Annotated in this window: 8 protein-coding genes and 6 tRNA genes; 1 reads left to right on the top strand and 13 read right to left on the bottom strand. The window is 51.5% G+C overall.

Annotation, left to right across the window (positions count from 1 at the left end):
• Positions 1-9 precede the first annotated feature (9 nt).
• From AC6IB1_RS04740 to pncC, 13 genes are all read right to left on the bottom strand, one after another.
• Positions 10-258: an oxaloacetate decarboxylase subunit gamma gene (locus AC6IB1_RS04740; RefSeq protein ID WP_497568021.1), complete on the bottom strand. Its 249-nt coding sequence runs from the start codon at positions 256-258 to the stop codon at positions 10-12.
• 440 nt (positions 259-698) lie between these two features.
• Positions 699-775: transfer RNA gene (locus AC6IB1_RS04735), tRNA-Arg, on the bottom strand.
• A 45-nt stretch (positions 776-820) separates the two neighbouring features.
• A tRNA-Arg gene (locus tag AC6IB1_RS04730) sits at positions 821-897 on the bottom strand.
• Positions 898-913: 16 nt separating this feature from the next.
• A tRNA-Ser gene (locus AC6IB1_RS04725) sits at positions 914-1006 on the bottom strand.
• A 10-nt stretch (positions 1007-1016) separates the two neighbouring features.
• Positions 1017-1093: transfer RNA gene (locus AC6IB1_RS04720), tRNA-Arg, on the bottom strand.
• A gap of 46 nt (positions 1094-1139) precedes the next feature.
• A tRNA-Arg gene (locus tag AC6IB1_RS04715) sits at positions 1140-1216 on the bottom strand.
• 12 nt (positions 1217-1228) lie between these two features.
• Positions 1229-1321, bottom strand: a tRNA-Ser gene (locus AC6IB1_RS04710).
• Between the two features lie 281 nt (positions 1322-1602).
• A complete protein-coding gene (csrA, locus tag AC6IB1_RS04705; RefSeq protein ID WP_002537591.1) occupies positions 1603-1800 on the bottom strand; it encodes a carbon storage regulator CsrA in 198 nt (65 codons plus the stop codon).
• 539 nt (positions 1801-2339) lie between these two features.
• Positions 2340-3761 (bottom strand): IS1182 family transposase, encoded by a 1422-nt coding sequence (locus AC6IB1_RS04700; protein ID WP_497568020.1) that lies wholly within the window; start codon positions 3759-3761, stop codon positions 2340-2342.
• Positions 3762-3895: 134 nt separating this feature from the next.
• A complete protein-coding gene (gene alaS, locus AC6IB1_RS04695; protein ID WP_497568019.1) occupies positions 3896-6478 on the bottom strand; it encodes an alanine--tRNA ligase in 2583 nt (860 codons plus the stop codon).
• Positions 6479-6633: 155 nt separating this feature from the next.
• Positions 6634-7086, bottom strand: coding sequence for a RecX family transcriptional regulator (locus tag AC6IB1_RS04690; protein WP_497569087.1), 453 nt, complete (start codon positions 7084-7086; stop codon positions 6634-6636).
• Positions 7083-8126, bottom strand: coding sequence for a recombinase RecA (recA, locus tag AC6IB1_RS04685; RefSeq protein ID WP_497568018.1), 1044 nt, complete (start codon positions 8124-8126; stop codon positions 7083-7085). Before recA ends, AC6IB1_RS04690 begins: the two co-directional genes overlap by 4 nt.
• 110 nt (positions 8127-8236) lie before the next feature.
• On the bottom strand, positions 8237-8734 hold the full coding sequence (pncC, locus tag AC6IB1_RS04680) for a nicotinamide-nucleotide amidase (protein WP_497568017.1): 498 nt from the start codon (positions 8732-8734) through the stop codon (positions 8237-8239).
• A gap of 150 nt (positions 8735-8884) precedes the next feature.
• On the opposite strand from pncC, the gene mutS reads away from it, so the two are divergent.
• Positions 8885-11422, top strand: coding sequence for a DNA mismatch repair protein MutS (gene mutS, locus AC6IB1_RS04675; RefSeq protein ID WP_497569086.1), 2538 nt, complete (start codon positions 8885-8887; stop codon positions 11420-11422).
• Positions 11423-11479 lie beyond the last annotated feature (57 nt).

The following is an 11479-nucleotide window of genomic DNA, read 5'->3' as shown; positions in this document are numbered from 1 at the left end:
TCACATCAGCTAGCGCTGACGGTTACGATATTTATGAACAGCAGCTGAAATAGCGGCAATGGTTTCCCCGGATATCTGGCCATGATTGTTACTTAAAGGGGGGGGCGTGGCGGTGGTTGCCTGCGGCGGCAACTCTTCGGGGATCAAACGGGACATCAGTTTGACCAGACCAACCAAAATAGTAAGAAAAACGAAAACCACCACCATGCCTGTCAGCATAAGTGTGGCAGCGTGTTGGAGTGTACTACCCAAATCCATATGCGTATTTCCCTGCTGATGCTACCCTGTCTTCCAAACACCGGGCAGCAAAACACATTCCCACAAAATGGCGTGTTACATTTTGTGGAGAATTTACTTACTCAGTTAAGTTGTTGGTCAAAATACTAACAAAAAGCAATGATGACAATCCTGCTGTACTCATCATTTGCTCCATTTTCGGCCTCTAACGCAATAAAGACGCGAAATTGTTGCTGCACTGTTAAAAGCGGAGTGGTAAATAGGCGTTATTCTTGTTGCAGAAAGATCACCACATAAAACCGCAGGTTTTCATGCAATTAATCTCGTTTTTCAGTGTGATGGGACAAAGTTCGGCCGAAAACCAGCGAAAATGCAGAAACGGGAAAATGCTACGCTAAGTCAGCTTTTTGAGACAATGGAGAGTTAGTCGAAAAGATGAAATAAAAATGCGGAAAAGGAAATGGCGCGTCCGGGAGGATTCGAACCTCCGACCGCCTAGTTCGTAGCCAGGTACTCTATCCAGCTGAGCTACGGACGCGCAGGCACTGATTGAAACAGATATCAATCAAGGTAAGGGTTAGGATGGCGCGCTCGGGAGGATTCGAACCTCCGACCGCCTGGTTCGTAGCCAGGTACTCTATCCAGCTGAGCTACGAGCGCGCAACGTATTTACAAATGGCGGTGAAGGAGGGATTCGAACCCTCGATACGGCTACAAACCGTATACTCCCTTAGCAGGGGAGCGCCTTCAGCCTCTCGGCCACCTCACCGCACAAATCATGGCGCGCTCGGGAGGATTCGAACCTCCGACCGCCTGGTTCGTAGCCAGGTACTCTATCCAGCTGAGCTACGAGCGCACAACAATTCGGGCTTATTCTCCGGCATCCACCAAAGAAAAAATCATGGCGCGTCCGGGAGGATTCGAACCTCCGACCGCCTGGTTCGTAGCCAGGTACTCTATCCAGCTGAGCTACGGACGCGCAGTGCAAGAATGGCGGTGAAGGAGGGATTCGAACCCTCGATACGGCTACAAACCGTATACTCCCTTAGCAGGGGAGCGCCTTCAGCCTCTCGGCCACCTCACCGTCTTGCGGAGGCACATATTACTTTGAGCCAAGAATATGTCAAACATTTTATCGGGAAAAACCGGCAACCCCGTTGCGTTTGCACACTTCTCCGCCACTCCACGCGATAACCGGACAAAATTCCCACCAATTGCATTTTAAATGAACGACATGAGCAAACTTGGTCTATCTGATCACTGGCAAGAAAAGCGAGATTAATGCTATCGGTTTTTTTATCGGCTATAAAAAGAAGAAAAGGCCGAGTACAACTCTGGCCTTTCTGAAAACATCTTGCACAGTGCTTAGAAGTTACCACCAGTGGGTGCTGGGTTACCTTTCTCTGCCTGTATACGCATATAGATTTCTTCACGGTGAACAGACACTTCTTTAGGCGCGTTTACACCGATACGTACCTGATTACCTTTTACGCCCAGCACAGTCACAGTCACTTCATCACCAATCATCAGCGTTTCGCCGACGCGACGAGTCAAAATCAGCATTCTTCTACTCCTTGAGTATTTACAACTTTCTTCTAGTTGAATCTGTTTGGTCTTTTTACTGCACGAGATTAACTCACACGGCAGCATAAGCCCCGAGATGGACGTTCAACTACTTTCCTTCCTGGCGAGCATCCGTTGCAGGCACCAGTAAGTTTCGTGTGCCTGTCTGGCATAACAATATGGCCCATTTCACTGGCTAACTCCAGTTAACCAATGAGATTTCCACTATCGAATCCAGACATTGTGACCCCTGTGCCCAGAAGATCACGTTGTCAGATGCTGCGAAGCAGGAGAAGTTCATCCTACCGGCGCAAAAATCGCATCGTATGGTTGAAAATTGATAGCCATACTTACATTAAGGCGATGCACTATACAGCGTTAAAATAAAAGTGCAATTAATAAACTCTGTGTTGTATTAGATAAAAAAAAGGCTTCCAGAGGAAGCCTCAGATTGCTGACTAACCCCGCTTTTTCAAGCGGGGTTTTCTTTTGTTAGCGGCCGAAGGCCGCGATCGCGCTATTTTTCCATATTGTTATGTTCAGGCTGCTTTTAGCCCATAGACGCTAAATTGCGTCACTATCTGGACTATTTGCCGTGTATTGAGCCCGATTTTTCGAAGATAAGCCTCCAGTAAGGCTATCTTCTTGATGTTTTGCGCTGCTGCCGCCAACCAGCATTGGATTTGTACTTTCAACAGACCACGGAACCTCGCATAGCGATGGCCATGATGTTGTTTGGCATCTGCGAAGCTTCGCTCCACCGTCTCTGCCCGTCGTCGGTACACTTTCTTTCCCCAGGCTGTCAGCCTCAAGGCATTGGCATTCTCTACCGATTTCTCGAACAGGTGCCGGGTTATCACCCGTTTGTGATTCTTGCTCTTGGTGCAATCATCGCGCAGCGGACAGGTTTTGCATATCTGTGGGTCAGAGTGATACTCGCGGTATGCCTGACGGTTGGTGGTCTTGTAAACCAGCTCCTGTCCCTGAGGACAGAGATAGCGGTCCGTCTCTTTGTCGTAATGAAAGTGCTTTTTCTTGATAGGATTCTTCGTACGGTGCGGCCGGCGGTATCCCATCACCGGCAGCATTTGGCGCTGCTCCAGTTCATGGCAGATAGTCGCGGTGAAGTAACCGGCATCAAGCCCGGCGGCAACAGGCGAGAGCGTAAAGCGCGCTAACGTGGTATCCAGACGGGCGATATACGGTTGGGCGTCATTCACATTGCCTGGCGTGACATGGGTGTCGAGGATGATGCCGTGTTTGCCGTCGACGGTGCGATGGTCAAGGTAGAAGAAGCTCTGTGGTTTTTGGTCCCGTGTCATGAACCCGCTGTCTGGGTCGGTGGTGCTGACTTTGGTGTTTTTCTCAATGTGACCATCTTTCGGTTTGAGTGGGCGTTTTCCTTCTGCTGCACGGTCAGCGTCAACCGCTTCATCTAACAGCTCGGCATAAGCACTGACGTTTTGTTTCACCAGTTCGTTACGGTATTTACGCTTGTTGGCATTGGCTTTCAGGTGAGTGCTGTCGGTAAATAAGACGCGTCCCTCGACCATGCCTTTGTTCATCGCCTGCTCGACGATGCGGATGAAGATGCGCTCGAACACGTCGGTATCGTTGAAGCGACGGCGGCGGTTCTGGCTCAAGGTGGACGCATCAATCACCTTTTCGGTTAGCGACATGCGAAGGAACCAGCGGTAAGCGACATTGACCTCGATATCTTTGACGAGCTGGCGTTCACTTTTGACGCCGAAGAGGAAGCCTAGGAGCAGGATTTTGAAAAGGCGAACGGGGTCTATCGCCGGACGGCCATTGTTGTGGCAATAGAGGTGGGCGACTTCGTCGCGGATAAATTCAAAGTCGACGGCGGCATCGATTTTACGAACGAGATGGTTTTTGGGGACCAACTGTTCGAGTGTCACCATCTCGATTTCATATTGCTGAGGGCCAGGGTCTTTAAGCATGTCACCACATCCATGATTGATTTGCTTACCCCTATTAGATCAAAGCCCCAGCCAAATGGCTAGGGCTTTGTCAGCAGTCTGAGGCTTCCAGAGGAAGCCTTTTTTTACAGTTGATTTTTAGATTGCAAAGCTGGTTACAGTCGCTCTGCCAACCAAGGTGTTACGGTTTCCAGAGCCGCTGGCAACGCTGCGACATCAGAGCCTCCTGCCTGAGCCATATCAGGACGACCGCCCCCTTTACCACCCACTTGTTGGGCCACCATGTTAACCAGTTCACCGGCCTTCACTTTACCCGTCAGGTCTGTGGTCACACCGGCAATCAGGCCAACTTTGTCATCCGCCACATTAGCAAGGAATACTACACCGCTGCCCATCTGGTTTTTCAGGTCATCAACCATGGTACGCAGTGCTTTGCTGTCGGCACCGTCCAGTTTACTGATCAACACTTTGATGCCATTGATTTCCTGAACGTTATTGATCAGGTTTGCGCTTTCCTGAGCTGCCAGTTTCTCTTTCAGAAGCTGGATTTCTTTTTCCAGCAACCTGGCACGGTTTTGCGATTCAGACACTTTCTTCGCAAACTCTTGCTGTTGGCTGTAGAAGACTTCTTCCGCGCCTTGGCCAGTAACAGCTTCAATACGGCGTACGCCTGCCGCAATACCGCCTTCAGAAACGATCTTCAGCATGCCGATATCACCGGTACGGTTGGCGTGAGTACCGCCACAAAGCTCAATCGAGAAATCGCCCATGGTCAGTACGCGCACGTTGTCGTCATACTTCTCACCAAACAGGGCCATGGCACCTTTGGCTTTCGCCGCTTCGATGTTCATGATTTCGGTCGACACTTTATGGTTACGGCGGATATGTTCGTTCACCAGTTTCTCAACCGCGCGCAGTTCTTCCGGTTTCACCGCTTCAAGGTGAGAGAAGTCAAAGCGCAGGCCTTCTGCACGAACTAGTGAACCTTTCTGCTGTACGTGTTCACCCAATACAACGCGCAGTGCTTCATGAAGCAAGTGTGTCGCCGAGTGGTTCAGGGCAATCGCCTGACGACGCTCAGCATCCACTTTCGCCTCTACAGTGTCACCAACGCTTAGTGTACCGTCGACCAGTTTACCGCGGTGGCCAATGGCTGCCCCGTATTTCTGGGTATCGATGACTTCGAACTTGCCCGCTTCTGTAACGAGAAAGCCTGTGTCACCGCACTGACCACCTGATTCTGCATAGAATGGTGTTTGGTCAAGGATAATCACCGCTTCGTCTGCCGTTGCCAGCGCTTCAGACGCCATGCCATCAACAAAGATATTGGTGATAAAGCCCTTGCCTTCCGTCGCGCCGTAACCGGTAAACGCTGACTCACCGTCCACTTTAATCACCGCGTTATAGTCGGTACCGAACTGGCCCGCTTCTCGCGCGCGCTGGCGTTGCGCTTCCATTGCAGACTCGAAACCTTCCTCATCGATAGAGAAACCACGCTCACGCGCAACGTCATTGGTCAGGTCAGCCGGGAAGCCGTAAGTGTCATACAGTTTGAAGACGGTTTCGCCGTCCAGCACCTTGCCGTCCAGTGCTTCCAGTGCGTCATTCAGGATTGCCATGCCGCGATCCAGTGTGCGACCGAAGTTTTCTTCTTCAATCTTCAGCACTTTTTCAACCACAGCTTGCTGCTTTTTCAGTTCTTCACCGGCAGAACCCATCACCTCAGCCAATGGCCCAACCAGTTTGTAGAAGAAGGCACCGGTTGCACCCAGCTTGTTACCGTGACGCACGGCGCGGCGGATAATACGGCGCAGCACATAACCACGGCCTTCGTTTGAAGGCATCACACCATCAACAATCAGGAATGCACACGAACGAATGTGGTCAGCCACAACACGCAAAGACTGGTTGGACAGATCGTCATAACCAATCACTTCCGCCGCGGATTTGATTAGGGTCTGGAAAACATCAATTTCATAGTTTGAGTGAACGCCCTGCATAATGGCAGCAATACGCTCAATACCCATACCGGTATCAACTGATGGTTTAGGCAGTGGCTCCATCGTGCCATCAGCATGACGGTTGTACTGCATGAATACGTTGTTCCAGATTTCAATGAAACGGTCGCCGTCTTCTTCTGGTGAGCCCGGAGGACCGCCCCAGATGTGATCACCATGATCGTAGAAGATCTCAGTACAAGGACCGCAAGGACCGGTATCACCCATCTGCCAGAAATTATCTGACTCGTAAGGCTTACCACCTTTCTTGTCACCAATGCGGACAATGCGGTCTGCCGGGAGACCGATTTTCTCGTTCCAAAGGGCAAACGCTTCATCATCGGTTTCGTACACAGTCACCATCAGGCGATCTTTTGGCAGCTTGAGCACTTCAGTTAAAAATTCCCAAGCAAAAGAAATGGCATCTTCTTTAAAGTAGTCACCGAAGCTGAAGTTACCCAGCATTTCAAAGAAAGTGTGGTGACGGGCAGTGAAACCTACGTTTTCCAGATCATTGTGCTTACCACCCGCACGGACACAGCGCTGTGCAGTTGTTGCTCGGTTGTAGGCGCGTTTTTCTAGGCCTAGAAAGCAATCTTTAAACTGGTTCATACCTGCATTTGTGAACAACAGCGTTGGGTCGTTGGCAGGCACAAGCGATGAGCTAGGCACAATAGCGTGCCCTTTGCTTTCAAAGAATTCGAGAAACGCACGGCGGATCTCGTCGGTGCTCATGTACATTGGCTAATCCTGAAAAATGGAGTTGTAGTAATCACTGCGTCGCCTAATAAGCGACGTGATCAGCGTCAATTGGCGGTCATTGTAAACAACCTGACCCATGGCGAAAAGAGGCAGAAACAAGATAGGTCGCAGACTATGCCTGCAACGACAGGGTTTCACTCTTCATTAGAGAGGGCATAATTGATCTGATCGAAACTGAATCCGCGGCTTTGCAGGTAGCGGGTCCACCTAGCGCGCTGTTTAACATCGACCTTTGGCAACGTGCCATCAAAATGGCCAAAACGGCGATGGGCGAGATCTTTGGCTAATTCAAACCAATCGTGTTGTTGATTTTCCTGTGCAGCTTCCAGCAAGGCGACACTGATGCCTTTTCGCTTGGCATCAAAACAGATGCGTTGCCAGCCATGTCCCTTAGAGGCACCGTGGCGCAGTAGCATTTCCGCAAAGCGTTTATCATCCAGCCAGTTGTGGGCAAGGCAATGTTCTATCGCTGCATCAATGTCTTCAGGTGGGCACTGCCGCTGCGCCAGTTTCTGGCGCAGTTCCAGCTCAGAGTGATCGCGGCGGGACAACATGCCCACCGCTAATTCTTTGGCGGTTAAATTCAGAATGCTTCCTCTTCTGGCAGTTCTGCATCCTTGTTTTCTGCTTGTGGCTGACCGGTTTGCAGCAACATATCACGCAGGGTTTTATCCAACTCTTTGGCAACTTCCGGGTTTTCTTTCAGGAACTTACACGCGTTCGCTTTACCCTGACCTATCTTTTCGCCGTTGTAGCTGTACCATGCACCCGCTTTCTCAACCAGTTTGTGTTTCACACCCAGGTCAATCAGCTCACCGTAAAGGTTGATGCCTTCACCGTACAGAATTTGGAACTCAGCCTGTTTAAATGGTGCTGCAATCTTGTTCTTCACCACTTTCACACGGGTGTCGTTACCCACCACTTCATCGCCTTCTTTGATAGAGCCGATACGGCGGATATCCAAACGTACAGACGCATAGAATTTCAGTGCATTACCACCGGTTGTGGTTTCTGGGTTGCCAAACATCACACCAATCTTCATCCGAATCTGGTTGATAAAGATCATCAAGGTGTTGCTGTTTTTAATGTTCGCAGTCAGCTTACGCATCGCCTGGGACAACATACGTGCTTGCAGACCCATATGCGAATCGCCCATTTCACCTTCGATTTCCGCTTTTGGTGTCAGTGCAGCCACGGAGTCGATGATGATGACGTCAACGGCACCCGAACGTGTCAGTGCATCAGCAATTTCCAGTGCCTGCTCACCGGTATCTGGCTGAGATACCAACAGGTTATCAATATCAACGTTCAGCTTGCGTGCGTAGATAGGATCCAGAGCGTGCTCAGCGTCGATAAATGCACAGGTTTTGCCTTGCTTTTGCGCTTCCGCAATCACTTGCAGTGTCAGCGTGGTTTTACCTGAAGATTCAGGACCATAGATTTCAACAATACGGCCATATGGCAGACCACCCGCGCCCAGCGCGATGTCCAGAGACAGTGAGCCGGTCGAAACGGTTTCGATGTCCATGGTGCGGTCATCACCCAGACGCATGATCGAACCTTTACCGAATTGTTTTTCGATCTGACCCAGGGCTGCGGCTAACGCCTTCTGTTTGTTGTCGTCCATTTGATTCTCCAACGGAAGCAATAATCGCTGATAACTGTGAATTGCTGTTAAGTATACTGTCCATTTATACAGTGTCTAGCCCTGTATAAACTTTTTCTTTGCTTTTCGTGTCACAGCTCTGTTTTTTCACTGTCCAGGTAAGCCAGCAAACGACACAAACTGTGTGCAATGGTATTGCGACGAATTTCGTGCCTGTCGCCCTCAAACAGACAGGTTTCAGTCACTGTTCCTTTTCGGGTTGCCCAGCCGAAACAAACCATGCCCACTGGCTTTTCCTCACTGCCTCCTGTCGGGCCAGCAATGCCACTGACTGCCAGACCAAAATCGGCATTCGCCGCTTTCATGGCCCCTAACGCCATCTCAGCGGCAACCTCTTCACTGACGGCACCGTGTTTTGCCAAGGTGTCTGTGGCTACACCCACCAGCTCTTGCTTGGCATAATTGCTGTAGGTCACAAAAGCACGTTCAAACCAGGCAGAGCTTCCCGCCACTTCCGTTAACACATACGAAATACCACCGCCGGTACAGGACTCTGCGGTCGTCACTGTCTGGTTGTTCGCTTTTAACCGGTCACCAATTTGCGTGGCGATTTTCACTAACTGTTCCATGCTTTTCCTCATTACGGCTATTTTTCCGTCATCGCGATATCGGTACTTTACCCGTTCGCCGCGATTCACGTATCCTTGTTGCCTTCTCTATATCTTTGTAATTTTGCAGGCCAGATAGTGACAATACAAGCGACAGCAAATCACACACCGATGATGCAGCAATACTTGAAGATCAAGGCGCAGCATCCCGAAGAACTTTTATTCTATCGCATGGGTGATTTTTACGAGCTGTTTTATGATGACGCCAAACGCGCATCCCAACTGCTTGATATATCACTGACCAAACGCGGTGCTTCTGCCGGGGAACCTATCCCAATGGCAGGGGTTCCGTATCATTCTGTAGAAGGATACCTTGCCCGTCTGGTTCAGCTCGGAGAATCCGTGGCGATTTGTGAACAGATTGGCGATCCGGCCACCAGCAAAGGGCCGGTTGAACGCCAGGTTGTCCGAATTGTTACGCCGGGTACCGTATCTGACGAAGCGCTTCTGAGCGAGCGTGTTGATAACCTGATTGCTGCCATTTTCGCCCACGGCGAACGCTTTGGTTATGCCACACTGGATATCACGTCCGGCCGCTTTCTGCTCTGTGAGCCTGCCACCGAAGAAGACATGCAGGCGGAGCTTCAGCGTACCCGTCCTGCAGAGCTGTTATATCCAGAAAACTTCGCTTTTCCGGCACTGACTGAAACGTGCAAAGGCAGCCGTCGCCGTCCCATTTGGGAATTCGATCTTGAAACCGCCAAGCAGCAACTTAACCAGCAGTTTGGTACCCGGGATCTGGTGGGATTCGGCGTTGAGGAATGCACGTTGGGCCTCGCTGCGGCAGGCTGTCTGATGCAATATGTTAAAGACACACAGCGTACGTCCCTTCCCCATATTCGTTCCTTGGTGAAGGAAAACAAAGACCAATCGGTGATTCTGGATGCGGCAACCCGCCGTAACCTGGAACTGACCCAGAACCTGTCCGGCGGATTGGAAAACACCCTCGCCTCCGTACTCGATAGAACCACCACCCCGATGGGGAGCCGTCTGTTGAAGCGTTGGCTGCACCAACCAATGCGCGACTTCAAAATCGTCAACCGCCGGTTGGATGCCATCACCGCCCTGAAAGATACCGGCCTCTATGTCGATTTAGCCGCCGCCCTTCGCCCAGTCGGTGATATGGAACGTATCCTTGGCAGGCTGGCTATCCGCTCTGCCCGTCCCCGTGACATGGCAAGGCTTCGCGGTGCGCTGCAACAATTACCGGAAATTGAAAGCCTTCTGGAAGAGGTGCAGGACAGCGCCCTTGCGCCACTGAAAACGGCGTCAGCCCCCATGCCTGAGCTTGCTGAGCTTTTGGAGCGTGCGATTGTTGAAGCACCGCCAGTCGTCATCCGCGATGGCGGGGTGATTGCACCAGGCTACAACGCCGAACTGGACGAATGGCGTGACCTTGCAGACGGTGCGACCCGCTATCTGGAAGAGCTCGAAGCGCGCGAACGCGATCGCCATGACATCGACACCCTGAAAGTAGGTTTCAATCAGGTACACGGTTTCTACATTCAGGTCAGCCGGGGCCAAAGCCACTTGGTGCCGCCTTACTATGTGCGCCGCCAGACTCTGAAAAACGCCGAACGTTACATCATCCCAGAGCTCAAAGAGCACGAAGATAAGGTGCTGAACTCCAAGTCGAAAGCACTGGCGCTGGAGAAGAAACTGTGGGAAGAGCTGTTCGACCAATTGCTGCCACACCTTGAAAAGCTTCAGCTTGCGGCTGACGCCCTTTCCACCCTCGATGTGCTGGCAAACCTGGCAGAGCGCGCGGAGTCACTGAATTACTGCCGCCCAACACTCACAGAAACACGGGGCATTGATATCGTAGGAGGCCGCCACCCTGTGGTTGAGCAGGTTATGGATGCGCCATTTATTGCCAACCCAACCGCTTTGCACCCAGACCGCCGCATGTTGATCATCACCGGCCCCAACATGGGCGGTAAATCAACGTACATGCGCCAGACTGCGCTGATCACCCTGATGGCTCACATCGGTTCGTATGTGCCTGCTGAATCCGCCACCATGGGACCGGTAGATCGCATCTTTACCCGTATCGGTGCGTCAGACGATCTGGCGTCCGGCCGTTCAACCTTCATGGTTGAAATGACGGAAACCGCCAATATCCTCCACAATGCCACAGAAAACAGCCTGGTGTTGATGGATGAAATTGGCCGTGGAACCAGCACCTATGATGGCCTGTCGCTGGCATGGGCCAGCGCTGAATGGCTGGCGGAGAAGCTCAAGGCCATGACGCTGTTTGCCACCCACTACTTTGAGCTGACTGAACTGGCCGGTCAGGTGCCAGGATTGGTGAATGTTCATCTGGATGCGGTTGAGCACGGGGATGAGATTGCGTTTATGCACGCCGTGCAGGAAGGAGCCGCCAGTAAATCTTACGGCCTTGCCGTCGCAGGCCTCGCCGGAGTACCTAAAGCCGTGATCCAGCGGGCGAAAACCAAGCTGCGCCAACTTGAAGCCAGCGGTCATGAAGTTGTGACCGGTGAGCATACTGCACCACACCAAGCGACAGCACAACTTTCCCTGTTGCCGGAGCACAGCGAAGCTGAGAAAGCCTTGGCAGCGTTGGAGCCGGACAACCTGACACCGCGTCAGGCACTGGATGCCTTGTACCGGCTCAAAGCCTTGCTGTAATACTTAATAACTGATTGTAATACCTAAGAAACAGAAAAGCCCCATCAGGGGCTTTTT

The organism is Grimontia sp. THUN1695, assembly GCF_059704325.2.
This window is presented reverse-complemented; position numbering and strand designations above follow the sequence as displayed.

Bases quoted from the DNA above. Each gene is read 5' to 3' on its own strand.
- AC6IB1_RS04740 (WP_497568021.1), bottom strand. From the start codon at position 258: ATGGATTTGGGTAGTACACTCCAACACGCTGCCACACTTATGCTGACA.
- csrA (WP_002537591.1), bottom strand. From the start codon at position 1,800: ATGCTGATTTTGACTCGTCGCGTCGGCGAAACGCTGATGATTGGTGAT.
- AC6IB1_RS04700 (WP_497568020.1), bottom strand. From the start codon at position 3,761: ATGCTTAAAGACCCTGGCCCTCAGCAATATGAAATCGAGATGGTGACA.
- alaS (WP_497568019.1), bottom strand. From the start codon at position 6,478: ATGTACATGAGCACCGACGAGATCCGCCGTGCGTTTCTCGAATTCTTT.
- recA (WP_497568018.1), bottom strand. From the start codon at position 8,126: ATGGACGACAACAAACAGAAGGCGTTAGCCGCAGCCCTGGGTCAGATC.
- pncC (WP_497568017.1), bottom strand. From the start codon at position 8,734: ATGGAACAGTTAGTGAAAATCGCCACGCAAATTGGTGACCGGTTAAAA.
- mutS (WP_497569086.1), top strand. From the start codon at position 8,885: ATGATGCAGCAATACTTGAAGATCAAGGCGCAGCATCCCGAAGAACTT.